The following is a 627-nucleotide window of genomic DNA, read 5'->3' on the forward strand; positions in this document are numbered from 1 at the left end:
TGTCTCGGCCACGGAGCCGTCGTCGCGTTCGGTGTATTCCGTCTGGAGGGTCTTCTCCTTGTGGGTATCACCTTTGACGACGAGCACGCGCCCGCTCTTGGACTTCACTACGCCGGAGATCGCGCCTGCGGCCAAAGCCAGGGCGAGATGCCAGTGCGACAAGGCCCGCGCGGGTGGACGCAGCGATTGCTGCGCGGCGCCCAGGTGCATATCGAGCGCCGGCCAGAGTCCTTGTAGCCGGCCGACTTCATCGGCGAACTGCTCGGGCTCCATCGTCACGCGATAGAAGTGCTCCGGCTCGGCCGGGCTGGCAGGGACGGTGTACGGCAGGAACGGCCATTCGAGTGGCAGCTCCTCGGCTTCGGCGTCACCCTGTCCGATCTGCAGCAGCAGACCGCGCACGGCTTTGGCCGATTCCGATGCCTGGTCGCGCTGACGAATCCTGCGACCGAAGATCACCACCTGCTTGAACTGCGTCTCCACCGCACGGTAGATACGCAGGTCGGCGAAGTGGCGCGTCAGCCATCCGACCAGCTCGGCGTCGAGCACGTAGGACGGCACGATGAAGATCAGCACGCCGCCGTACTGCAGCAGCGGCAGCGCACGCTGATAGAACAGCTTTTCCAA

Annotated in this window: 1 protein-coding gene; it reads right to left on the reverse strand. The window is 65.1% G+C overall.

Annotation, left to right across the window (positions count from 1 at the left end; all coding sequences use genetic code 11):
- A partial coding sequence (locus N5K27_RS29005; RefSeq protein ID WP_279821042.1) for a DUF6094 domain-containing protein occupies positions 1–627 on the reverse strand: 627 nt, incomplete at both ends.

This window comes from Pigmentiphaga sp. GD03639, from assembly GCF_029845405.1.
In the GTDB taxonomy this organism is placed as follows: Bacteria; Pseudomonadota; Gammaproteobacteria; order Burkholderiales; family Burkholderiaceae_B; genus Pigmentiphaga; species Pigmentiphaga daeguensis.